Genomic DNA, 23,589 nt, shown 5'->3' on the forward strand with positions numbered 1-23,589 from the left:
CCCTAGAGGGGCGCTTGCACTACCGCCAGTAGAGAGCCGGGCTCTACCTGTTGGCCGACCACGACCCGCAGCTCGCTCAGCGTGCCGGTGACCGGGGCTGTGATCTGGTGCTGCATCTTCATGGCTTCGAGCCACATCAGTGGCTGTCCGGACTCCACCGGGTCCCCCTCGGCCAGCCCCTCGGCGATCCGGACGACCGTCCCCGGCATCGGCGCCAGCAGCGAACCGGGCGCCAGCTGGGCCTTCGGGTCGGGGAAGCGGGGGAGCGCGGTGAGGGCGGTGTTGTTGACGTGGACCTGGTCGCCGTACGTCGACACCTCGAACCGTCGGCGTACGCCGTCGATGTCGAGTACGACCAGGTGCGCGCCCGCGTGCACGACCCGTACGCCCGCTGCCGTGAGGCCCTCGCGCGTGTGCCGGTAGTGGACCTCGTGCTCCTCGCCCGCCATCAGGTAGCGCTTGGTCTGCGGCTGGGAGGAGACGTTGCGCCAGCCGCCGAAGCGGGAGCGGCCGTGCGCGTCGGCCAGGGCGGCCGCGAGGGGTGCGTGCGGGTCGGCGGCGGGCGCCGTGAGGGTGGTGAGGTGGCGGTCGTAGAAGCCGGTGTCCATGCGGGCCGCGGTGAACTCCTCGTGGCGCAGGGAGCGGACGAGGAGGTCGCGGTTGGTGGTGGGGCCGTGCAGGGTGGTGTGGTCGAGCGCGTGCGCCAGCTTGCGCAGCGCTTCCGCGCGCGTGGGGGCGTGCGCGACCGCTTTGGCGAGCATCGCGTCGTAGTGCACGCCGATCTCGTCGCCGTCGGTGTAGCCGGTGTCCAGGCGGACGCTGCCGGGGACGGCGAGGCGGTGCAGGGTGCCGGTCTGCGGGGCCCAGTCGCGGGCGGGGTCCTCGGCGTAGAGGCGGGCCTCGATCGCGTGGCCGTGCGCCTGTGGGGCTTCGAGCGGGAGGGCGTGGCCCTCGGCGACGCGGATCTGTTCGGCGACCAGGTCGAGGCCGAAGACGGCCTCGGTGACGGGGTGTTCCACCTGGAGGCGGGTGTTCATCTCCAGGAAGTGGGCCTTGCCGTCGGCGACGAGGAACTCGACGGTGCCCGCGCCGGTGTAGGAGACGGCGCGCGCGGCGCGCACGGCCAGCGCGTACAGCTCCTTCGTGAGCCCATCGGGGAGCCCGGGCGCCGGCGCCTCCTCGATCACCTTCTGGTGTCTGCGCTGGAGTGAGCAGTCGCGGGTGCCCAGCGGCCACACCGTGCCGTGCGCGTCGGCGAGGATCTGCACCTCCACATGGCGGCCGCGCTCGATGTAGGGCTCGACGAAGACCTCGCCGTCGCCGAAGGCGCTCGCGGCCTCGGCGCGTGCGCCCTCCAGCGCCGCGCTCAGCTCCTCGACGCGGCGCACGATACGCATCCCGCGCCCCCCGCCGCCCGCGGCCGCCTTCACCAGCACCGGCAGGTCGGACTCGGTGACCTCGCCGAGCGGCGCGATCCCCATCAGCTCCTTGGCGCGCGTCTTGGACGCCATCGCCTCGATCGCCTCCGGGGGCGGTCCGATCCAGACCAGGCCGGCGGCGAGGACGGCGCGGGCGAAGTCGGCGTTCTCGGAGAGGAAGCCGTACCCGGGGTGCACGGCGTCCGCGCCGGCGCTCACGGCGGCCTTCACCACCAGGTCGCCGCGCAGGTAGGTGTCCGCAGGCGTGGCGCCCGGCAGCCGCATCGCGGTGTCGGCCACGCGCGCGTGGAGCGCGTTCTCGTCGGCGTCCGAGTGCACGGCGACGGTCTTGATGCCGAGTTCGGCGCAGGTGCGGAAGATCCGGCAGGCGATCTCGCCGCGGTTGGCGACCAGCAGGGTCGAAATCATGTGATCCCTCACATCCGGAAGACGCCGAAGCCGCCCCGCGCGCCCTCGTAGGGGGCGGTGTGGATGGCGGACAGGCACAGGCCGAGGACGGTGCGGGTGTCACGCGGGTCGATGACGCCGTCGTCGTACAGCCGACCGGACAGGAACATGGGCAGCGACTCGGACTCGATCTGCTGCTCGACCATGGCGCGCAGGGCCGCGTCGCCGTCCTCGTCGTACGGCTGTCCCTTCGCGGCGGCCGACTGGCGGGCGACGATCGAGAGCACGCCGGCGAGCTGCTGCGGGCCCATGACGGCCGACTTGGCGCTGGGCCAGGCGAACAGGAAACGGGGGTCGTAGGCGCGGCCGCACATGCCGTAGTGGCCGGCGCCGTAGGAGGCGCCCATGAGGACGGAGAGGTGCGGGACGCGGCTGTTGCTGACCGCGTTGATCATCATCGCGCCGTGTTTGATGATCCCGCCCTGCTCGTACTCCTTACCGACCATGTAGCCGGTGGTGTTGTGCAGGAACAGGAGCGGGATGTCACGCTGGTTGGCGAGCTGGATGAACTGGGCGGCCTTCTGCGACTCCGCGGAGAACAGGACGCCCTGGGCGTTCGCCAGCACCCCCACGGGATAGCCGTGCAGGGTGGCCCAGCCCGTCGTGAGACTGGTGCCGTACAGCGGCTTGAACTCGTCGAAGTCGGAGGCGTCGACGAGCCGGGCGATCACCTCGCGCGGGTCGAAGGGGATCTTGAGGTCGCCGGGGACGATGCCCAGGAGTTCGTCGGCGGAGTACTTGGGGGGCTCCGCAGGGCCCGGATCCCGGTGCGCCTTGCGGTGGTTGAGGCGGGCGACCACGCGGCGTGCCTGCCGCAGCGCGTCCGGTTCGTCCACGGCGAAGTAGTCGGCGAGACCCGACACGCGCGCGTGCATCTCCGCGCCGCCGAGCGACTCGTCGTCGCTCTCCTCGCCGGTGGCCATCTTCACGAGCGGCGGTCCGCCGAGGAAGACCTTGGCGCGCTCCTTGACCATGATCACGTGGTCGGACATACCGGGGATGTAGGCGCCGCCGGCGGTGGAGTTGCCGAAGACGACGGCGACCGTCGGGATGCCGGCGGCGGACAGCCGGGTCAGGTCGCGGAAGATGGCCCCGCCCGGGATGAAGATCTCCTTCTGCGAGGGCAGGTCGGCGCCGCCGGACTCGACCAGGCTGATGCAGGGCAGCCGGTTGGCGAGGGCGATGTCGTTGGCGCGCAGGGCCTTCTTCAGCGACCAGGGGTTGCTGGCGCCGCCGCGCACGGTCGGGTCGTTGGCGGTGATCAGGCACTCCACGCCTTCGACGACGCCGATCCCGGTGACGAGCGAGGCGCCGACGGCGTAGTCGCTGCCCCAGGCGGCCAGCGGCGACAGTTCCAGGAAGGGGGTGTCGGGGTCGAGGAGGAGTTCGATGCGCTCGCGGGCGAGGAGTTTGCCGCGCCCCCGGTGCCGCGCGACGTACTTCTCGCCGCCGCCCGCGAGGGCCTTGGCGTGCTCGGCCTCCAGGTCGGTGAGCTTGGCGAGCATGGTGTCGCGGTTCGCCCGGTAGTCGGGGTCGCGGGTGTCGAGTGTGGTCTCGATGACCGTCACAGCAGGGCCTCCGGGATGTCCAGGTGGCGGGAGCGAAGCCATTCGCCGAGGGCCTTGGCCTGGGGGTCGAAACGGTGTTGGGCGGCCACACCCTGGCCGAGGATGCCTTCGACGGTGAAGTTGACGGCGCGGAGGTTGGGCAGGAGGTGCCGGGTCACGGTCAACTCGCGGCTCTCGGGTACGAGGTGCCGGAAGGCGTCGACGGTCAGGGTGTGCGCGAGCCAGCGCCAGGCCTCGTCCGAGCGCGCCCAGACGCCGACGTTGGCGTTCCCGCCCTTGTCACCGCTGCGGGCCCCGGCCACCAGCCCGAGGGGCGCCCGCCGGGTGGGTCCGGCCGGAAGCGGCTCGGGCAGCGGCGGTTCGGGCGGATCCTGGAGTACGAGGGTGTCCTGGGCCGGCGGCACAGGGATCCGTCGCCCGTCGTGGAGGACGGCCCTATGGGGCACCTCGCCCTGGGGGACGTACACATCCTCGAAGACCCCATAGGGCGCGCCCTTGCCAGGTGGCGCGAGCACATGGAAGCCGGGGTAGCTGGCGAGGGCCAGTTCCACGGCGGCTCCGCTCAGTGCCCGCCCGACGGCCTCCTGGTCCCGGTCCCGTACGACGAGCCGCAGCAGCGCGCTGGCCGTCTCCTCGGTGTCCGCGTCGGCCCGGTCGGTGCGCACCAGCTCCCACCGCGCCTCCCGCGGCGGCGACTTGGCGAGGGCGTCGGCCATCTGCTCCCGTACCAGAGCCGCCTTGGCCTCGATGTCGAGGCCGGTGAGGACGAAGACGACCTCGTTGCGGAAGCCGCCCAGCCGGTTGCGGCCGACCTTGAGGGTCGGGGGCGGCGCCTCGCCCCGGACGCCCTCGATCCGCACCCGGTCCTGGCCGTCCTGGCTCAGCCCTACGGTGTCGAGGCGGGCGGTGACGTCGGGGCCCGCGTACCGGGCGCCGCCGGTCTCGTACAGGAGCTGGGCGGTCACCGTGCCGACGTCGACGAAGCCGCCGGTGCCCGGGTGCTTGGTGATGACGCAGCTGCCGTCGGCGTGGAGTTCGGCGAGCGGGAAGCCGGGCCGCCGTACGTCCCGGCCGGGTCCCGCTTCGGCGAAGAAGGCGTAGTTGCCGCCGGTGGCCTGGGTTCCGCACTCCAGGACGTGTCCGGCGACGACGGCGCCCGCGAGCCGGTCGTACTCCTCCGGTCCCCAGCCGAAGTGGGCGGCGGCGGGTCCGGTGACGAGGGCGGCGTCGGTGACCCGGCCGGTGACCACGATGTCGGCGCCGGCCCGCAGGCACTCGGTGATCCCGAAGCCGCCGAGGTAGGCGTGGGCGGCGAGGCTGCCGGGGTGGGCGGCGGTGAGGTCGTCGCCCTCCACATGTGCGACGCGCACAGGGATGCCGAGACGGTCCGCCAACTGCCGTACCGCGTCGGCGAGTCCGGCCGGGTTGAGGCCGCCGGCGTTGGTGACGATCCGTACGCCGCGTTCGTGGGCGAGGCCCAGGCAGTCCTCCAGCTGGCGGAGGAAGGTGCGGGCGTATCCGGCGCCGGGGTCCTTCAGCCGGTCGCGGCCCAGGATGAGCATGGTCAGCTCGGCGAGGTAGTCGCCGGTGAGGACGTCGAGCTCGCCGCCGCCGAGCATCTCGCGCAGGGCGTCGAAGCGGTCGCCGTAGAAGCCGGAGGCGTTGCCTATGCGCAGGGTCACTCGGTGCCGCCCTTCGGGGTGCGGCCGGTGCCGGGCGGGCCCGCGAAGGCCTGGGCGATGTCGAGCCAGCGGTCGGCGTCGGCGCCGACGGCGGTCACGGCGAGGTCGGTCCGGTGGGCGCGCTGGGTGACCAGGAGGCAGAAGTCGAGTGCGGGGCCGGTGACGCGCTGCGGGGCGTCCTCGGGGCCGTAGGCCCACAGTTGGCCGTCCGGGCCGGTGATCTCCACCCGGAACTCCTCGGCGGGCGGGGTGAGGCCGTGTACCAGGTATGCGAAGTTCCTTGCCCGTACCCCGATGCGGACCACATGTCCGAGGCGGGCGGTGGGGGTGCGGACCACACCCAGGGCGTCGGCGATGTCCTGGCCGTGGGCCCAGGTCTCCATGAGCCGGCCGGTGGCCATGGAGGCGGCGGACATGGGCGGACCGAACCAGGGGAAGCGGGTGCCGGGTGCGGCCTCCCGCAGGGCCCGGTCCAGCGCGGTCCGGCCTTCGCGCCAGCGGGACAGCAGTTCGGCGGGCGGGAGTCGGGCGCCGTCCTCGGCACCCTCGTCGACGAAGGTGTCGGGTGCGCCTAGGGCCTTCTCGGCCTCCGCGCGGAAACCGTCCTCGTCCGTCACGGCGAGCAGCGCCGCGCGGTCGGTCCAGTGCAGATGGGCGATCTGGTGGGCGACGGTCCAGCGGGGCGCGGGGGTGGCGAGAGTCCACCGCTCGGTTCCCGACTCGGCTACCAGCCGGTCGAGTTCCGTGCTCTCCTCACGCAGGTCGTCGATGACAGGCGTCGGCTCGGACATGGGGAGGAGCATGGCAGCGAGCCAAGAAACAATCAAGCACGCTTGCATGAAATGACGGCAGCGTGCCGCCCGCCCACACCGGGGTGCCGGTCACCGGGGACCGGCAGCCCGGCGCACCGGCGGGAGGCCGGGTACGAAGCCGCGCCGGTCGCGGTGGCCGCTCAGACCGCGCAGAAGATCCGGTGGTCGTCCGACGGCTGTCAGGACGCGCTGCCGTTCCCGTCCGGCTGAGCGCCGCCCACCGGTCGCCGGCCGCGTCCCACCTGGGTACGGACCGCGCCGATGCTGGCCGCGATGACGAGGGCGATGGCGGCGGACTGGGTGGCGGTCAGCGCCTGGTCGAGGATGAGGAAGCCGGCGGTGGCGGCGATGGCCGGTTCCAGGCTCATGAGGACGGCGAAGGTGTGGGCGGGAAGCCGGCGCAGGGCGAGCAGTTCGAGGGTGTAGGGCAGGACGGAGGAGAGCACCGCGACCGACGAGCCGAGGGCGATGGTGGTCGGGTCGAGGAGTCTGCCGCCGGCCTCCGCGATGCCCAGCGGCAGGAAGAGCAGCGCCGCGACCGCCATGGCCAGGGCGAGGCCGTCCGCCTGCGGGAAGCGGCGGCCGGTACGGGCACTGAAGACTATGTAGGCGGCCCACATGGCGCCGGCCCCCAGGGCGAAGGCGATTCCTGTGGGGTCGAGCTCACCGAAGCCTCCGCCGCCGAGGAGGAAGACACCGGCCAGGGCGAGTCCGGCCCACACCGCGTTGACGGCACGCCGGGAGGCCAGTACCGACAGGGCGAGCGGGCCCAGCACTTCGAGGGTGACGGCGGGACCCAGGGGGATGCGGTCGACGGCCTCGTAGAAGAGGCCGTTCATCGCACCCATGGCGATACCGAAGACGATCACCGTGCCCCAGTCGGTGCGGGAGTGGCCGCGCAGCCGGGGCCGGCAGACCACGAGCAGGACGACGGCGGCCGCGAGGAGCCGCAGCGTCACCACGCCGAGCGCACCGGCCCTGGGCATCAGGGTGACCGCGAGGGCGCCGCCGAACTGCACGGAGATCCCGCCGGCCAGCACCAGGCCGACGGGGCCGAGCGAGCCGAACCGGCGGGTGGCGCCTGCGGCGGCGGGCTCGGACACGGCGGCAGGCGTGGGCGTGGGCGTCGGCTGTGAGGTGCTGGGGGTGGTCACGGGCGGTCCAGGGAGCTCGTTGTTCATTGCGGTGCACTGCTCAGTCCAGGGTAATGGACTTGAACAGGCGCGTGAAGCCCTTATGGAACTGTCCTGACCACCGCCCTGCCGTGCCCCGCCTTGCCGCAGGTCACGGCCCACGGGGTCCGGCGACGGACCGCCCGGCCCCTTTCCCGCCGGACCCCGGAGGCTGCCGAGGGCTACTTCACGTCGACGTAGTCACCGGTCGCCGTCGAGGCGCCGGTGGTGGCGTTGGTCGCGAAGGAGAAGCGGTAGTACCCGTCGACCGTGGCCTTGGTCGTGGTCTTGAGCGCACCGCCGGTGCCCGCCGTGATGCTCTTCACGTTGGTGTAGGTGCTGCTGGTCTTCTTGCGGAACTGCAGCACCACCTTCTGTCCCGCGTAACCGCCGTACGTGCCGTTGTCCCAGTTGGCGCGCGTCAGCTTGCCGGTGACGGTGACGGTCTTGCCCTTCTTCACCGGCTCCGGCGCGGCGTTGACGGTCAGCTTGGAAGCCTTCTTGATCTTGCCGGTGGTGACGTTGTCGTCGAAGCTCGCGTTCGCGGAGAGGTCGTAGCCGCCGAGGGCGAGCTTCCAGGTGCCGGCGACGCCGTTGTCCTTCAAGTCGGTGGCCGCGTGGATGTTGAAGACGGCCTTGCAGCTGTAGACGCCGGTCTGGGTGGTCGACTCGGTGCAGACGGGGTCGTCGTCGGTGCCCAGGGCGCCGGTGATGGTGTCCACGCTGGAGGGGTCGGTGCCCTGCCAGAGGAAGGCCTCGGTGAGCGCGACACCGCTCGAACTGGTGGCGGTGTAGGTGGCGGTGACGGACTTCTGGGTGGTGGTGCCGAGGACGATGTCCTTGCCGCCGTTGACGACACCCTTCGAGAAGGAGATGTCACCCAGCGCGTCCATCGGGCGGACGGTCTTCGCGGTGCTCGCCGACCTGGCGGACTTCGCGGCGCTCACGGAGTTCGCGGAGAAGGAGCTGAGCTGCGCCCGCGCATCCGGACCCGTGGCCGCCTGGGCGGCCACCGGAACGACGAGCGCGGACAGCACGGCCGCGCCGGAGATGACGGTGGCCGCGACGCGTATACGCATGTGAATCCCCCTGGGATCGCGAGAGGCCCGCCGGGATGACTCCCGGCCGGGCCCGTTGGCGTATGCAGCGTACGGATCAAGTGGAGAAACCTTGAAGATTTTTTGTGCAATAGGCTTGTAACAGAATCGAACTGACGGTCGCTCACGCCCGTCGAATGCGGTCACGCCCGAGGGCTCAGATGCCCGGCCAGGGGGGCGCCTCGTCACGGAACAGAGGGCGGCCGTCGGGGAGTGTGGTGGGCATGCTCGCGCCATAGTCGGCGTCCATAGGCATACCCGTCGCCATGGGCACCCCGGTCGCCATAGGCACCCCGGTCGCCATGGGTGCCGGCGTTTCCATGTGGGCGTCGTACATGGGCTGGGGCCACAGCCCGGCGGCCGCTGCCGCGTACCCGTCGTGGTCGTACATGTTCGCGTACGGCTGCTGGTAGCCGTACCCGCCGCCCTGCGCGCCGGCGTAGGAGGCCTGGGGTACGACCATCGGCTCGGGCGTCGGTGCGCCCTGGTCGGTGAAGAGCGGGAGCCGCAGTTCGCCGGTGTCCAGCACCGCGTTGTTCTGGGAGCGGTGCAGCCGGGAGTAGGCGCCACCGCGGGCGAGGAGTTCGTCGTGGCGGCCGGTCTCGACGATGCGTCCGCGGTCGACGACGAGGATGCGGTCGGCGTCGGGGGCGAGGTTCAGGTCGTGGGTGATCATGATGGTCGTACGGCCCGTCATCAGGCGCCGCAGCGGCTTGACGACGCGACGCGCGGCCATCGCGTCCAGACCGGTGGTCGGCTCGTCGAGGACCAGGACAGGGGCGTCGCGCAGGATCGCGCGGGCGATGGCCAGGCGCTGGAGCTGACCGCCGGAGAGCCGGGCCGAGTTGGGGTCGACCCTGGTGTCGTAGCCGTCGGGGAGCCGGACGATGAAGTCGTGGGCGTCGGCGGCCCTGGCGGCCTCCTCGATGGCCTGCTCGCTGGCGCCGGGGCGACCGCAGGCGATGTTGGCGCGGACGGTGTCGTGCAGCACGAGGGTCTCCTGCGGAAGCAGGGTGACGTACTCGCGCAGCCTGGCGAGGGGGAAGTCGCGGATCGGGACGCCGTCGAGGAGGATCGCGCCGCTGTCGGGGTCGTAGAAGCGGAGCAGCATCTTGGAGACGGTGGACTTGCCGGCGCCGCTGGGCCCGGTGATGATCACGAGTTCGCCGGGGCTGACCGTGAAGGAGAGGCCCTCCAGGGCGGTCTTGTCGGCGCCGGGATAACGGAAGCCGACGTCACGGAGCTCAACGGTGCCGTCGGGGCGCCCGGTGTCGGTGCCGGCGCCTCGGCGGGGGTCGGTGACCGACGGCCGCACGTCGAGGATCTCGATCAGCCGTTCCGCCCCGGCCGTGGCGGCGGTGACGGTGAGGCCGAGCTGGGCGAGGCCGCGCACGGGCGGGTAGAGGTAGCCGAGGAAGGCGGAGAAGGCGAGGAGCTGGCCGAGGGTCATCCGGCCGGTGGAGATCTCCCAGGCGCCGATGCCGATCACCGCGAGGACGCAGATCGTCTCGATGACCTGGACGAGCTGCTCGTAGGCCTCGTTCAGGCGGGTGGCGCGGACGGAGGCGCGGAACCAGGCGCTCGCCTCCTCGTTCAGGCGGCGGCGCTCGGCGTCACGGCGGTCGTACGCCTGGGTCAGCACGATGTTGCCGAGGGACTCCTCGACCACGGAGGTGATCGCGCCGTCGGCGACCCGGCCCTCCCTGGACACGTCCTTGATGGAGCCGGAGAAGCGGCGGGCGGCCAGCCAGAACAGGGGGGCGAGGACGAAGGTGGCGGCGGCCAGGTCCCAGCGCAGCCAGAACGCGGCGGCCGCGTAGAACAGGGCGCTGAACAGGGCCGACGCGGCGCCGACCAGCCCGGACACCACCATGGTCTCGATGGCCTCGACGTCGCTGGTCAGGCGGGAGAGCAGGTCGCCCTGGCGGTGGCGCTGGAAGAAGTGCGGGGGCAGCTGCTGGACGTGGTCGAAGACGTGCTCGCGCAGCCGCATGACGAAGCGTTCGGTGACCCAGGCGGCGATGGAGTTGCCCGCGTAGGCGACGATCGCGCCGACGATCGCGATGCCCAGCCACTGTCCGGCCGGGCTCCAGAAGGCGCTGAGCGAACCCTTCTGCAGGGCGCGGTCGGTGAGGTCGCTGAAGAGCAGGATGGCCTCGGTCTCGGCGAGCGCGGCGATCACCGTGCACACCCAGACGATCACCAGCCAGCCGCGCAGGCCCCGGGTCAGCGGCCAGAAGCGGCGGAAGGCGGTGCGGGCCGGGATGGCGGGCGCGTACTCGCCGTCCTCGCCGTCCTCGTCCTCTTCGTACTCGGTGTACTCGGCGTACTCGTCCGCGCCGTACTCGTCCGCGCCCCCGTATTTCGACGAGGCGTCGACTTCGTACTCGTATTCCGTGCCTTCACTCTCCTTTGCGCGCATTTCTCACTGCCTCCGCTCTCCGACGCTGGAATTACGGGAATTCAGGAGTGAAAAAGGACCGACGGCGAACCGTCGGTCCTCTTTACGGCTGACTCAGTTGTCCTGGCCGGGGATCGGCTTCGGAAGCGGCTTGTGGGCCTTCTTCTTCGGCTTCGGCGGGGGCGGCGGGGGGAGCTGCTTCTTGTGCTTGGGGGGCAGCGGGGCGAGCTTCTTGAGGCTCATTCCGACTCCTTGAGAGTTCGAAGTGCAAGTGGTGCAGGATGGCGCGAGAATTCTCTTGGGCAACGTACGGGGATTTCGGATCGTCATCCTCGGCAATCCCCGCCGCCCGACACCGATGAACTTACACGGCCCGGATCTCAAGGAACAGCAAAGTCGGCTTGCGAACGGCAAACAGGCGCTGTGAATACCTGGGTAACAGCTGTATAACGGCCCCGAACCTGAGATTTCTCTTATGAACCTGAGAGCCGGCTTGTGAAGCCGGCCGGGCCGTACCGCGAAGGAGGCGTCAGCGGCGGGCCATGTACACGTCGAACGCCTTGTGGAGCAGCTTGTTGAGCGGGAAGTCCCACTCCCCCAGGTACTCGACGGCCTCCCCGCCGGCGCCGACCTTGAAACGGAGCAGGCCCAGCAGGTGGTTGGACTCCTCCAGGGTGTCGGTGATGCCCCGGAAGTCGTACACGGCGGCACCGAGTTCGTGGGCGTCGCACATCATCCGCCACTGGACGGCGTTGTTGGGCTGGACCTCACGTCTGCGGCTGGTGGAGGCGCCGTAGGAGTACCAGACATGCCCGCCGACGGTGAGCATGGTCGCGGCGGCGAGGACCTCGCCCTCGTGGTGGGCGAGGTAGAGGCGCATACGGTCGGGGTGTTCGGTGGTGAGGGCGGTCCACATGCGCTGGAAGTAGGGGAGGGGGCGCGGGATGAAGCGGTCGCGCTCGGCGGTCTCGGCGTACAGCGTGTAGAAGTCGGGCAGGTCCTCGTAGCCGCCGCGGACGACCTTGACCCCGGCCTTCTCGGCCTTCTTCACGTTGCGCCGCCACTGCTGGTTGAGCCCGCGCTGGATGTCGCCCAACGACCGCCCGGCGAACGGAACCTGGAACACGTAGCGGGGCTGCCCGGCCGCGAACCCGTCCTCGCCGCCGGCCTCCGCCTGCCGCCATCCCATCCGGTGCAGCCGTTCGCCGAGTTCCAGGGCACGGGGTTCCTCCGAGGTCGCCTCGGCGTCCCGCAGCCGCCGGGCGGCGGGATCGGCGATCGCGTCCTTCACCGCCTCCGCGCTCCACCGTCGTACGACGACGGGCGGCCCCATCTTCACCGCGAACGCCCCGCGCCCCTTCAGGTACGCCAGCAGCGGATCGAGCCAGCGCTCCAGCGCCGGGTCGTGCCAGTCGATGACCGGACCCTCCGGCAGATAGGCGAGGTACCGCTTCACCCTGGGCAACGCCCGCAACAGCACCAGCCCGGCCCCCACCATCCGCCCCTCCCCGTCGAACCAGCCCAGGCTCTCCGCCCGCCAGTCCGGCTTCACGTCTCCCCAGGACGGCACCTGCATATGGCTCGGGGAGGGGCTACGGGAGTCGACGAAGGCGAGGTGTTCGGCACGGGAGACGGGCTGGAGACGGAGGACTGCGGAGGCTGACGTCATGGGCGAAGGCTCCTCGGATTCTTCCTGGACGGACGGGCATCGGACCGGCTCCGACGCTCACCGGCCGCGACAGGGGGTGCGGGGAAACTGATGGCGACGGCATCAAGCAGAACAGACGCGGATCTGGTCGGAATCGTTTCCGCGCAGGTCGGTGAGGGCGTGTCGGGACTCGCGGCGGGTGTCGTGGCGGACGCGGTCGCCGTCCTCACGACGGACGGCCCGGGCCTCTCCGGCAGCTCGGCCGGGTCCAGGCGGTCTGCCGCACGGTGGTGGCTGCCGTCAGGGCCACGCCCTGCGCTCCAGGGCAGCCACAAGAACCTCGTCGCACCTCAACGCCCGCCGCAGGGCGTCGAGTCGGTCATCCGGTGGCGGCCCGCCGATCATCCGGCCTCCCGTCGCCCGGACCGAACGCCGTCAGTGCCTCCGTGTCGGTCACCCGGGAGTTGAGGTAGCGGTCCGCCCACTCCGCGATGTCCGGGTACGCGCACTCGGCGCGGAGCCGGGCCACCGCCGCCGGGATGTCGTACGCCGTCACCCGCAGGTCGGCGCCGGGGCCCAGCAGACACCAGTGGGCGCCCGGACGGCCGTAGGGCATGCCCACGCTGCCGGGGTTGACGACCAGGCGGCCGTGGGCGAGGCGGGTGTACGGCATGTGGGTGTGGCCGCAGACGACCGTTCCGACGGCGGGGTCGATACCGGTGAACACCTCGGCCCAGCGGGCCGCCGAGGAGTCGACCAGGACGATCTCCTCGTCGTCGCGGGGCGTCGCGTGGCAGAACAGGACCCGGCCCAGGCCTCGAACCGTGAGGGTGGCCGTCCTGGGGAGCGCGGCCAGGAAGCCGACCTGTTCGGCGGTGAGCGCCTTGGCCGCGAACGGGCCGATCGGGTCCGGGATCTCGGTGCGTTCGCCCCTGCGGTACTCCACCAGCTCCCGGTCCGCGTTCCCCGACAGCCACAGCACCCGGTCGCCCAGCTCGCGCAACGCCTCGATCACCTGGCCCGGTTGCGGACCCGCCGTGATGTCACCGGTGAGCACGATGCGGTCGGCCGAGGACACGTCCGGTTCCGCGAGGACCGCCTCCAGCGCCGGCAACACCCCATGGATGTCGGAGAGGACCGCCACCCGGGTCAACTCGCCGCCGGACTCGGAAACGGCCTCGGGCACGGCCTCGGACACGGACACGGCCTCGATCACTTCCCGTCCCCCTTCCCGCCCTTCTCGTTCCGCTTCCCGCCTCGCTCGCCGTCCTCCCCGTCCCCCTCCGGTTCCAGTCCCTCGGCGAGTACCTCCGCCAGATGCCTGCCCCGCACCCCCGCCAGTTGTTCCAGCTGTGTCCGGCAGGAGAAGCCGTCCGCCAGGATCACCGTGTCCGCCGGCGCCTCGGTCACCGCCGGCAGCAGCTGCTCCTCCGCGCACGCCCTCGACACCTCGAAGTGCCCTTTCTCGAAGCCGAAGTTGCCCGCCAGACCGCAGCAGCCGCCGACCAGGTCGCCGGTGAGGGCAGCGGCCTCGCGCAGGCGGCGGTCGGCGGTGTCGCCCAGCACCGCGTGCTGGTGACAGTGGGTCTGGCCGGTGACCCGGCGGTTCAGGTGGGGCGGGGTCCACTCCGGGGCCAGGCGTTCCAGGGCCTCAGCGAAGGTGACCACCGCCCCCGCCACACGGGCCGCGCGGGGGTCGTCCGGGAGGAGTTCCGGCAGGTCCGCGCGGAGGGCGGCCGCACAGCTGGGTTCCAGGACCACGAACAGGGCCGAGTCCTCCACGTCCTCCGTTTCCGGCGGCACGAAGGGGCCCAGGAGGTCGAGCGTGCGACGCAGCACCGCCCGTGCCTCGTCCAGCTGGCCCGTAGAGATGTACGTCAACCCGCAGCACGCGCGGGCGGCCCGGCGCGGCCGGCGTGCGGACAGGCCGACGCTCGCCACCTCGCCGTCCTGCGACCGGCGCACCCGCCACGGTCGCGTCGGGAGCTCCGCCACGCCCACTCCCGCCGCCTCCAGCACCCGTACGGCCGCCCGGCCCACCGACGGTGACAGGTGCTCCGTGAACGTGTCCGGCCAGAGGAAGACCATCCGCGCCGGGAAGTCCGGCCGGCGTCCCGCCCGCGCGTCCGTCAGCCAGCCCCGCAGGCGCCTGCGCTGCCGTCGCCGCAGCCACCGGCTGAACGGCTCCCTCGCCAGGCGCGGGATCCGCCGCTCCGGTGCGATACCGCCGACGCGTTTGGCCAGCGCCGCCAGCGGGCGTACGGCGGCGAGCGCGTTGACCAGCCCCGCCGTACGCGTGCGGGCCACCAGGCGCAGCCAGCGCGGCAGCCGGCCCATGCTGTGGTGGGACGCGGGCCGCCGCCGCCCCGCGTAGTGGTGGTGCAGGAACTCCGCCTTGTACGTCGCCATGTCCACCCCCACCGGGCAGTCCGACCGGCAGCCCTTGCAGGACAGGCACAGGTCCAGCGCGTCCCGGACCTCCGTCGACTGCCAGCCGTCCGTCACCAGTTCGCCGGCCAGCATCTCGTGCAGCAGCCGGGCCCGGCCGCGCGTCGAGTGCTCCTCCTCGCCGGTGGCCCGGAAGGACGGGCACATCACGGATGCGCCGGACACCTCGGTCGTACGGCACTTCGCCACGCCCACGCAGCGGCGGACGGCCGCCGAGAAGTCGCCGTGGTCGGAGGGGTAGGCGAAGGCCACCGGCAGCGGCTCACGGGGGAGGACGGCGAAGCGGAGGTTGGTGTCGAGGGGGGCGGGCCGGACCAGCATGCCGGGGTTGAGGAGGTCGTCGGGGTCCCAGATCCCCTTCGCGCGCTCGAACAGCGACACCAGCTCCGCGCCGTACATCCTGGGCAGCAGTTCCGCCCTCGCCTGGCCGTCCCCGTGCTCCCCGGAGAGCGAGCCGCCGTGGGCGACGACGAGGTCGGCCAGCTCCTCGGAGAAGCGGCGGAAGCGGGCCACGCCGGCCGCGCTGAGCAGGTCGAAGTCGATGCGGACATGGATACAGCCGTCACCGAAGTGGCCGTACGGGGTGCCCCGCAGCCCGTGGGCGGACAGCAGGCCTCTGAAGTCCCGCAGGTAGGCGCCCAGTCGGGCGGGCGGCACCGCGCAGTCCTCCCAGCCGGGCCAGGCCTCGCTGCCGTCCGGCATCCGGGTCGCCGTACCGGAGGCGTCCTCACGGACGCGCCACAGTGCGCGCTGATCGGCCGGGTCGGTGACGACCAGCGCGTCGAGGACGTCCGCCGCGCGGACGACCGCCTCGGCACGCGCGCGTGCCTGTGCGGCCGACTCCCCGCCCGTCTCCACGAACAGCCAGGCGCCGCCGCGCGGCAGTCCGGCCGGGGACCGCACCAGGTCGGCGGCCATGCCCTCCACCGTCAGCGGGGCGGCGGCGAGCAGCCCGGCCGCCGCCTCCGCGGCCGCGCTCTCGTCGGCGTACCCGAGCACCGCGAGGGCACGCGCGCCGGGCGACTCGACGAGGCGGACGGTCGCCTCCGTGAGGATCCCCAGCGTGCCCTCGCTGCCGCAGAAGGCGCGGGCCACGTCGGCGCCCTTCTCGGGGAGCAGGGCGTCCAGCGCGTACCCGGAGATGCGGCGGGGGAGGTCGGGGTAGCCGGTGCGCAGCAGCGCCAGTTCCCCTTCCACCAGGGCCCGCAGGCCCTCCGGAGCCCCGGCCCAGCCCTGGCCGAGCCGCAGCCGGCCGCCCCGCGCGGTGATCACGTCCAGTTCCCGGACGCTGTCCGCCGTGGTGCCCCAGGCCACGCTGTGCGAGCCGCACGAGTTGTTGCCGATCATCCCGCCGAGCGTGCAGCGGCTGTGCGTGGAGGGATCCGGGCCGAACCGCAGGCCGTGCGGGGCGGCTGCCTCCTGGAGGCGGTCCAGGACCAGACCCGGCTGGACGACGGCCGTACGGGTGACCGGGTCCAGGCCGACCAGACGGTTCATGTGCCGGGTGAAGTCCAGCACCACGCCCGTGCCCGTGGCCTGTCCCGCGATCGAGGTGCCGCCGCCCCGGGCGACCACCGGCACCCCGTGGGCGCGGCACACCTCCAGTACGGCCGCCACGTCGTCCGCGTCCCGGGGGGCCACCACCCCGACCGGGACCCGCCGGTAGTTGGACGCGTCCATGGTGGCCAGCGCCCGCGACGTGACGTCGAACCCCACGTCGCCCCGGACGGCCCCGCGCAGCTCAGCCTCCAGATCGACCATGCCTCCCAGTCTGCCCGCCGGCACCGGCGGTGACGCGGGACGACGGCCGGGGAACCGACTCGGACGACACGCACCCGACGGCGCCGGGACAGGAACCGGCTCGTCACCCGCTCGTCTCACGCCCCCGCACCCGCCCGTCTCACCCGACGGACTACATTTCGACCACGTTTCCTCCAGCCACTACGCTCGCCCCGTGGCTGACATCCAGATCCCCGCTGACATCAAGCCCGCCGACGGACGCTTCGGCGCGGGCCCCTCCAAGGTGCGGACGGAGGCGCTGGACGCGCTCGCCGCCACCGGTACCTCTCTCATGGGCACCTCCCACCGCCAGGCCCCGGTGAAGAACCTGGTCGGCCGGGTCCGCGAGGGCATCAGCGCCCTGTTCTCCCTTCCGGACGGCTACGAGGTCGTCCTCGGCAACGGCGGCTCCACCGCCTTCTGGGACGTCGCCACCCACGGTCTGATCGACGGCAAGTCGCAGCACCTGAACTTCGGTGAGTTCTCGTCCAAGTTCGCCAAGGCCGCCAAGCTCGCCCCCTGGCTGGCCGAACCCACGGTCATCGCCTCCGACCCGGGCACCCACCCGCAGCCGCGGGCCGAGGCCGGCGTGGACGTCTACGCCTTCACCCACAACGAGACCTCGACCGGTGTCGCCATGCCGATCGAGCGGGTCGCCGGGGCCGACGAGGGCGCGCTCGTGCTCGTCGACGCCACCTCCGGCGCGGGCGGCCTCCCCGTCGACGTCAGCGAGACCGACGTCTACTACTTCGCCCCGCAGAAGTCCTTCGCCGCCGACGGCGGGCTGTGGATCGGCGTCTTCTCCCCGGCGGCGATCGAGCGCGCCGAGCGCGTCCACGGGTCCGGCCGCCATGTGCCGGAGTTCTTCAGCCTTCCCACGGCGATCGACAACTCCCGCAAGAACCAGACGTACAACACCCCGGCCCTGGCCACCCTCTTCCTGCTCGACCAGCAGCTGGAGTGGCTGAACGGCCAGGGCGGCCTGGCCTTCTCCACCGGCCGTACGAAGGACTCCTCGACCCGCCTCTACACCTGGGCCGAGGAGAGCAAGTACGCCACCCCGTTCGTCGCCGACCCGGCCCAGCGCTCCCAGGTCATCGGCACGATCGACTTCGCCGACGAGATCGACGCGGCCGCCGTCGCCAAGGTGCTGCGCGCCAACGGCATCGTCGACACCGAGCCCTACCGCAAGCTCGGCCGCAACCAGCTCCGCGTCGCGATGTTCCCGGCGATCGACCCGGCCGACGTCGAGGCGCTGACGAAGTGCGTCGACTACGTGATCGAGAAGCTGTAACGCGTACGGCGGCAAAGGGCGCCCGGTGCCCGGACAGGCACCGGGCGCTCTCGCGCGTCCGGCCGTACGGACACCGGGCGCCCTACTCATCCGGCCGTACAGCTCACGCTCGGGACGGCCCCGCCGCCCGGCGCGCCCCCGAAGCCGAAGCTCGCCGAACCGCCCGCCGGGATCGTCCCGTTGTGCGCGGCGTTCACGGCGGTGACCTTCCCGCCGCTCTGGGTGTACGACGCGTTCCACATGTTCGTCACCTGCTGCGTGCCGCTCCACGTCCAGGTCACCGTCCACGAACCGATCGTGTTCGTACCGGTGTTGGTGACGGTGACAGCGGCGTTGAAGCCACTCCCCCAGTCACTGCTGACGGCGTAGGAGGCCGCGCAGGAGGCGCCCGTGTTCCCGCCACCGCCCCCGCCGCCCCCGCCCCCGGTGCCCGGGAACAGCGGCGCCTTGACGCTCGCCAGATAGCCGTCCTTGACCGTGTCCACGGTCTGCCAGTCGTCCTTCAGGATCCCGCCGGTGTCACCGGAGTCGGGATTCCAGGACCAGAAGGTCCACTGGAAGGAGTCGGCGCCGTACGTCGCGGTCGGTCGCAGGTAACTCACCAGCGCGGCCAGCCACTTCTGGTCCACGGCCGAGGCGAGCGTGGTGCCGAACTCGCCGACCCACACCGGCGCGATGTTCTGCTTGAAGAGGTAGCCCCAGTACTTGTCCCAGATCCCGGGCATGTTGGCGGGGAACGTGGGATCGCTGAACCAGCTCTGCTGGGCCACGCTGGTGGCGTAGTCGTGGGCGGAGTACACCACCCGGCCGGCGACGCTCAGCTGCACCGGGTACTGCCCGGCCCCCATCAGGTTGCCGCCCCACCAGCCGGAGACGCCGTTGTACGTCTGCACGCCCTCGACGAAGACCAGCAGGTCGGGGTTGACGGACAGCACGGCGTTCCCGGCGCGCTGGGCGGCGAGCCGCCAGTCGATCGTGGCGTCCCCGCAGCCCCAGCAGGCGGGATCGTGGGGCTCGTTGTGGAGGTCGATGCCGACGACGGTCGGATCGGCCGCGTAACGCGCCGCGAGGGCCTTCAGGTCGGCGATCCACGTCGACTCGGGGACCGACGGGGTGTACCAGAGCGCCGACTGGCCGCCGGCGTCCGGGCGGTGCCGGTCCAGGATGACCTTGAGGCCGTCCTGGCCGGCGTAGGCCACGATCCTGTCCATGACCTGGAGCGAGTTGAGCCCCTGGAGGTCGGCGTTCTTGCCGTTGCTGAAGTCGATGCTGTTCGGGACGGTCGCGCTCTTGAAGATGTCGTCGCTGTAGGGCAGCCGGATGGTGTTGTAGCCCAGCGACCTCATCTGGTCGATCATGCTCTTGTAGTCGCGTGACCAGAGGCCGTGCGCCACGTAGTTGGCGGTCTCGAACCCGAACCAGTTGATCCCGGCGATCCGGACCGGCTGCCCGGCCGCGTCCAGGATCTGCCGGCCGCTGGTGTGCCAGTAGCCGGCCCCGGGGGTGGTCGCCGCGTGCGCTGGGTGCACACCGGCGAGGGGCAGGAGGAGGGCGGCGGCGGCAGCACAGAGCGCTCTTCGCAGGGTGCGTAGGCGGAACATGTGCCTGTTCCTCTCGGAGTTCCACTGGGGAGGCGCGGCCCCGGAACATGGGAGCGCTCCCATAAACCGCGCACCTCTCAGGAAACTGACACACCGTCATCACGTCAAGGCATACGACGCCCCTCCTCGGTCCACCTCAGGGCGCGGGGGTGCCGACCGTGGCGGTGATGGCGCCGATCACGCCGGTGCTGCTCACGGTGACCGAGACCGTGACGGGCCGGATCGGGTTCGGCGGGACGATCGGGTTGGGCGGGACGACCGGAGAGATCAGCACGAAGGAGGGGCGGACCTTGAGGGTCGTGGTGGCCCCCGCCGAGAAGGGCAGGTTGTCCCGGCCCGCGCCGACCAGGTCGTACGTCTCGCCGCTCGGGTCGCCGGTGCCGCTGGTGTCGTCCAGGCTGCTGATGATCTGGGCGGTGCCGCCGCCGGCCGCGCCGGGCAGGGTGATGACGGTGACGTCGAGGGTGCCCGTGAGGCGGACCTTCTCGCTCGGGCCGGCGAAGGTGCCGCTGATCGGCAGGCTGACCGAGCGGAACTGTGGGAGGGCGGCGGCCGCGGCCCGTACCGTTCGGGCCGTCCGGGCGGACTCGGCCGCGGTGGCGGCGGTCGCGGGAACGGACAGGCCCAGGGCGGCCGTGAGCAGGCAGACGTTCCCGGCCAGGCGCGGGGCGTTGCGGCGCATGGGTGCTCCAATTCCGTGAGGCGGGACCCGGTCGCGTGTTGCCGTCCCTGCCCCGCGGGACGCCTTCCAGCCTGCACGGACCGGCGCGAGGCCGCCCCGCCGGTGACCCGGAAGGGTGACGTCCGGCCGGGAGTCAGTGCCGGCGGGTGGGAGTACGCCGCAGCCGGCGCAGCCCGAAGAGGGCGAGCACGGCGACGCCGACGGCGATGGCGCCGACCTTGACCTTGCCGCTCGCGGTACTGCCGCCGTCCCCGGCGGCGGCCGAACTCCCGCCGCCGGACGGCGACGTGCCGGCCGCCGCCCCGCCCGGCACGTCCTCGGCCTGCACCGGACTGTCGGAGCCCTCGCTGCCGTACATCAGCTTCGTCCCGTCGGCGGAGTAGCTGACCGACTCGCCCTGCTTCTGGAGCGGCACGTCGAGCCGCCCCTCGCGCTTGATCTTCCCGCCGTTCCAGTCGTAGTAGATGCCGCCGAAGTAACCGCGTACGGCGAGCTGCTTGCCATCGGGCGAGAAGGCGGCGTCGGTGGCCCAGAGGTCGACGGCGGCGACGGGCTTGAAGATGTTGGTGCCGGAGGAGGACAGGGTCGCCGGGCCCTCGTAGAGATGCCCGCCGTCCTCCTTCTTGTCGATGATGTACACGCGCCCCGTCTTGGGGTGGACGATCAGCGACTCGGCGTTCCGGGCGCCGTTCGCGTACTTGACGACGTACTGCGTGGCCTTGATCGTCTGGTTCTCCAGGACCTTCGGCTCGGGCAGCCGGTAGATCCACACGTACGGCCAGCTGCCGTCGAGGTTGTCGCCGATGTCCCCGACGTAGATCTGGTTGTCGGGGCCGATGGAGATGGCCTCGACGTCACGGGGCCTGCCGATGCCACTGAGCGTGACCGTCGCCACCGTCTTCCCGGTCGCGCTGTCGACGGCGTAGATGTAGGGGCCGTCGTCGCTGTCGTTGTGGGTCCAGTAGATGCCGGGGTGCAGATGGGAGGCGGCGAGACCGCTGGACTCGGTGATGCGCGGGTCCTCGATCGTGAACCCCTTGTCACCGGCGCCGTCGGCGGCGGAGGCGGGTGCGGCGGCGAGGGCCCCGGTGAGCAGGACCCCGGCGAGGAGGGCGAACGATCGTCGGCGCATGGGCCCAAGCCTGCCATCCCGCACTGTGTTTCACGGCCCGGGGCCCGTGGGTGACGTGGTGGTCCTCACACCCCACCGCTCCCGCCGATCGTCCATCATGAGCGGATGCTCAGGTTCATGCCCGTCGGGGACTCGATGACCATCGGCAGTACGGGCGAACACACATGGCGGTACCGCATGTGGCAGCACCTGTGCGCGACCTACGGCGGCCCGTTCACGCTGGTCGGCCCGCGCGAGACGCTGTACGACAAGCTCGCGGACGCGCCCACCTCGTACGCCTACGCCGACCCGGACTTCCCCCGCGCCCACCTGGCCGGCTGGGGCGAGGGCTGGCTGCACATGGCGCCGCTGATCGGGGAGGCGGTGCGGTCCTGCCGCGCCGACGTCCTGCTGGTCTCCCTCGGCCTGATCGACCTGGGCTTCTACACCAACGCGGAGCAGACGGCGGCGAACGCACGGTCCTTCGTGGCGGCCGCGCGGGAGGCCGACCCGCGCATCCGCATGGTGGTGCTGCCGGTGATCCCGAACATCCGGGCCGGGTCGGACCCGCAGTTCGCGGAACAGGTGAACCTCTTCAACGAGTTGCTCGCGAAGACGGTCGCCGACCTGGACGAGCCCCGCTCCCCGCTGCTGCTGGCCTCGCCCCCGCCGTCGTACGACATCGACACGGACACCTACGACGGCACCCACCCCAACGCGAACGGCGAACACCGCATCGCCGAGGCGTTCGCGGAGGCGATGTGGCAGGGCTGGGACCTGGGCGAGGAGTACGCGGCCGGAACGGACTGACCGGATTCCGCCGTCGCCCGGTCACCGTGCGTATCGTTGAACCGCGCGGCCGCACTCGTGCGGAGGGTGGCCGGGGAGGAGCGCCAGGATGACCGTCCTCGAAGACAGGATCGCGATGGCCGAGAGCGACGACGAGATCACGCTCGACGAGCTGTTCGAGCGGATCGAGAAGATGCCCGCCCCCGAGGGTTACAAGGTCGAGATCGTCGAGGGGACCGTCTTCATGGCACCGCAGCGGGACACCCACTGGGAGATCATCGCGGACATCTACGAGCAGTTGCGGACCAAGTACCCCCGGAAGCGGGTCAAGTCCGACGTCCGTGTCGACTACCCGGGGCATCTGAACGGGTTCGCGTCCGACGTGACGGTGATGGCCGAGGACGCGGTGAAGAACGGGAAGGGGCTCTGGCGTTACCAGGACGTCGAGTTCGTCGCCGAGGTCATCTCCCGGGGCACCGCGGCCAACGACTACGGCCTGAAGAAGACCGCCTACGCCCAGGCCGAGGTCCCCGTCTACCTGATCGCCGACCCCTACCAGCGCCGCTGCCACATCTACACCAACCCCAAGGGCGAGGACTACGCGACCGAGACCAAGGTCGACTTCGGCGACGAGGCGGACCTCACGGCCACCGTCGTCGGCCTCACCCTCAAGACCGACGAGTTCCCGACCGACTAGCCCTCCACGCACCGGAGTTGAGCCGTTCCCGCAAGTACGTTCGGCTAGGGTCGTGGGTGGATCGGCTCCCGTGGGCCGTGCCTGCCGTCAACGCGTGCGAAGGTGATTGCGGATGCTGAACTACGGCCTCGACCTCTCCGCCCTGGAGGGCGACCTCGCGGTGCCCGACCTGGTGGCCGAAGGGGATGAGCTCGACGCCCTGGTGTCGGCACACCCTGACTGGACGAGGCCCACACCGGCCGCGGGGTGGACGATCGCCCACCAGATCGCGCATCTCGCTTCAGCCGACGCCAACGTTGTCATCGCCGTACGGACTCCGGAGGCGTTCGACGCCGTGCTGAAGCAGGCCGAGGCCGCGGGCGCCCGGTACGCCGATCTCGACGCCGCCGCGGGAGCGGCCGAACCGCGGTCGGCGCTGCTGGCCCGCTGGCGCGCGGGCCGGACCGAGGCGGCGGCGGCGCTCCGTGACGTACCCCGGGATCAGGGGTTTCCCTGGTACGGCTCGCAGCTGACCGCGGCGCTCATGACACCGCTTCGACTGATGGAAACCTGGGCCCACGGGCAGGACGTCTTCGACGCACTCGGTGTGAAACGTCGTCCGACCGACCGGCTCAGGCAGGTGGCCGCCCTGGGAGTGACCGGACGGGAGCTGTCCTTCCACGCGGCCGGGCTGCCCGGTCCGGCCGAGCCGTTCCGCATCGAGCTGACCGGTCCCGGTGGCCGGACCTGGGCATGGGGCCCGGAGAACGCGGCACAACGGGTTCAGGGCACCGCCCTCGACTTCTGCCTCCGGGTCACCCGGCGCAGGTCCCTGGCCGAGACCGGCCTCAGGGCGGTCGGCGAGGACGCGCGCACCTGGCTCGACATCGCGCGGGTCTTCCTCTGAAGAAGACCGGGCCGACCGGACGGAAAGTGCTTGCCT

18 protein-coding genes are annotated in these 23,589 nt (G+C 71.7%); 4 read left to right on the top strand and 14 right to left on the bottom strand.

Features of this window, described 5'->3' with window-relative positions:
• Positions 1-2 precede the first annotated feature (2 nt).
• From ABZ642_RS20350 to ABZ642_RS20400, 11 genes are all read right to left on the bottom strand, one after another.
• Positions 3-1,847, bottom strand: a complete 1,845-nt coding sequence (locus tag ABZ642_RS20350) for a biotin carboxylase N-terminal domain-containing protein (RefSeq protein ID WP_360485572.1) — start codon at positions 1,845-1,847, stop codon at positions 3-5.
• A gap of 8 nt (positions 1,848-1,855) precedes the next feature.
• Complete coding sequence (locus tag ABZ642_RS20355; protein WP_360485575.1) at positions 1,856-3,454, bottom strand: carboxyl transferase domain-containing protein; 1,599 nt, start codon at positions 3,452-3,454, stop codon at positions 1,856-1,858.
• Positions 3,451-5,136, bottom strand: a complete 1,686-nt coding sequence (locus tag ABZ642_RS20360; RefSeq protein WP_360485578.1) for an acyclic terpene utilization AtuA family protein — start codon at positions 5,134-5,136, stop codon at positions 3,451-3,453. Before ABZ642_RS20360 ends, ABZ642_RS20355 begins: the two co-directional genes overlap by 4 nt.
• Positions 5,133-5,927 (bottom strand): TIGR03084 family metal-binding protein, encoded by a 795-nt coding sequence (locus tag ABZ642_RS20365; RefSeq protein ID WP_360485581.1) that lies wholly within the window; start codon positions 5,925-5,927, stop codon positions 5,133-5,135. The genes ABZ642_RS20360 and ABZ642_RS20365 overlap by 4 nt, the downstream gene beginning before the upstream one ends.
• Before the next feature lie 200 nt (positions 5,928-6,127).
• Positions 6,128-7,051: an EamA family transporter gene (locus ABZ642_RS20370; protein ID WP_360485974.1), complete on the bottom strand. Its 924-nt coding sequence runs from the start codon at positions 7,049-7,051 to the stop codon at positions 6,128-6,130.
• 251 nt (positions 7,052-7,302) lie between these two features.
• Positions 7,303-8,199, bottom strand: coding sequence for a hypothetical protein (locus ABZ642_RS20375; RefSeq protein ID WP_360485584.1), 897 nt, complete (start codon positions 8,197-8,199; stop codon positions 7,303-7,305).
• Positions 8,200-8,374: 175 nt separating this feature from the next.
• Positions 8,375-10,639 carry an ABC transporter ATP-binding protein gene (locus tag ABZ642_RS20380; protein WP_360485587.1) on the bottom strand — a complete coding sequence of 755 codons (2,265 nt, stop codon included), beginning with the start codon at positions 10,637-10,639 and terminating at the stop codon, positions 8,375-8,377.
• Positions 10,640-10,732: 93 nt separating this feature from the next.
• On the bottom strand, positions 10,733-10,861 hold the full coding sequence (locus ABZ642_RS20385; RefSeq protein WP_360485590.1) for a hypothetical protein: 129 nt from the start codon (positions 10,859-10,861) through the stop codon (positions 10,733-10,735).
• A 286-nt stretch (positions 10,862-11,147) separates the two neighbouring features.
• Positions 11,148-12,287, bottom strand: coding sequence for a peptidoglycan bridge formation glycyltransferase FemA/FemB family protein (locus tag ABZ642_RS20390; RefSeq protein ID WP_360485593.1), 1,140 nt, complete (start codon positions 12,285-12,287; stop codon positions 11,148-11,150).
• 358 nt (positions 12,288-12,645) lie between these two features.
• Positions 12,646-13,419: a metallophosphoesterase family protein gene (locus tag ABZ642_RS20395; RefSeq protein WP_360485977.1), complete on the bottom strand. Its 774-nt coding sequence runs from the start codon at positions 13,417-13,419 to the stop codon at positions 12,646-12,648.
• 59 nt (positions 13,420-13,478) lie between these two features.
• Entirely contained in the window at positions 13,479-16,475 is a 2,997-nt protein-coding gene (locus ABZ642_RS20400) for an FAD-binding and (Fe-S)-binding domain-containing protein (protein ID WP_360485595.1), read from the bottom strand.
• 193 nt (positions 16,476-16,668) lie between these two features.
• Here ABZ642_RS20400 and serC point away from each other — a divergent pair, with 193 nt between their 5' ends.
• Entirely contained in the window at positions 16,669-17,787 is a 1,119-nt protein-coding gene (gene serC, locus ABZ642_RS20405) for a phosphoserine transaminase (RefSeq protein ID WP_360485598.1), read from the top strand.
• A gap of 86 nt (positions 17,788-17,873) precedes the next feature.
• Here the strand turns inward: serC and ABZ642_RS20410 are convergent, their stop codons facing one another.
• From ABZ642_RS20410 to ABZ642_RS20420, 3 genes are all read right to left on the bottom strand, one after another.
• Positions 17,874-19,388 carry a cellulase family glycosylhydrolase gene (locus tag ABZ642_RS20410; RefSeq protein ID WP_360485601.1) on the bottom strand — a complete coding sequence of 505 codons (1,515 nt, stop codon included), beginning with the start codon at positions 19,386-19,388 and terminating at the stop codon, positions 17,874-17,876.
• 136 nt (positions 19,389-19,524) lie between these two features.
• On the bottom strand, positions 19,525-20,070 hold the full coding sequence (locus tag ABZ642_RS20415; protein ID WP_360485603.1) for a hypothetical protein: 546 nt from the start codon (positions 20,068-20,070) through the stop codon (positions 19,525-19,527).
• Positions 20,071-20,203: 133 nt separating this feature from the next.
• On the bottom strand, positions 20,204-21,202 hold the full coding sequence (locus tag ABZ642_RS20420) for a WD40 repeat domain-containing protein (RefSeq protein WP_360485605.1): 999 nt from the start codon (positions 21,200-21,202) through the stop codon (positions 20,204-20,206).
• 105 nt (positions 21,203-21,307) lie between these two features.
• Here ABZ642_RS20420 and ABZ642_RS20425 point away from each other — a divergent pair, with 105 nt between their 5' ends.
• The 3 genes from ABZ642_RS20425 to ABZ642_RS20435 all read left to right on the top strand — a co-directional run bounded on the left by ABZ642_RS20425 (position 21,308) and on the right by ABZ642_RS20435 (position 23,553).
• Positions 21,308-21,991: an SGNH/GDSL hydrolase family protein gene (locus ABZ642_RS20425; protein WP_360485608.1), complete on the top strand. Its 684-nt coding sequence runs from the start codon at positions 21,308-21,310 to the stop codon at positions 21,989-21,991.
• Between the two features lie 88 nt (positions 21,992-22,079).
• On the top strand, positions 22,080-22,667 hold the full coding sequence (locus tag ABZ642_RS20430) for a Uma2 family endonuclease (protein ID WP_360485610.1): 588 nt from the start codon (positions 22,080-22,082) through the stop codon (positions 22,665-22,667).
• Positions 22,668-22,779: 112 nt separating this feature from the next.
• Complete coding sequence (locus ABZ642_RS20435; RefSeq protein ID WP_360485613.1) at positions 22,780-23,553, top strand: TIGR03084 family metal-binding protein; 774 nt, start codon at positions 22,780-22,782, stop codon at positions 23,551-23,553.
• The last annotated feature ends 36 nt before the right edge of the window (positions 23,554-23,589 follow it).

This window comes from Streptomyces sp. NPDC007157 (assembly GCF_040634235.1).
Lineage (GTDB): Bacteria > Actinomycetota > Actinomycetes > Streptomycetales > Streptomycetaceae > Streptomyces.